At 55.7% G+C, this 318-nt stretch carries 1 protein-coding gene; it reads left to right on the top strand.

The features are described from left to right. Nucleotides 1-318, top strand: a 318-nt coding sequence (locus tag ACTJJS_RS33575) for an AMP-binding protein (protein WP_440668422.1), incomplete at both ends; no start/stop codon positions are given.

The raw sequence follows: 318 nt of genomic DNA, 5'->3' as shown, positions 1-318 counted from the left end.
ACCTGAACGGTTACGCCAACCAGCTGGCCCATGGCCTGCTGTCATTGGGTTACCGGGACGAAAAACATGTAGGTGTTTATGCCGGCGGTGGCCCGTTACAGGTGGTTGCGCTGCTGGCCTGTTTTAAGGCAGGGGCCGTGTATGCTCCGATGTCGGCAGACCAGGCTGTTCATCATCTGTTGCAGGTGATAACGGAGACCGGGATGCAGGCCATCGTTACCACTACGGCGCATGCGGCAATGCTAAAACAATTGCTGGCTGCCCATGCCGTTAAGATCAATACGGTAATTGTCATGGACAGTCCTGTGGACACCGTGT

This window comes from Chitinophaga sp. 22308 (assembly GCF_052045305.1).
GTDB classification, from domain to species: domain Bacteria; phylum Bacteroidota; class Bacteroidia; order Chitinophagales; family Chitinophagaceae; genus Chitinophaga; species Chitinophaga varians_A.
The sequence above is the reverse complement of the archived record's forward strand: the minus strand, read 5'-3'. Positions and strand labels throughout refer to the sequence as shown.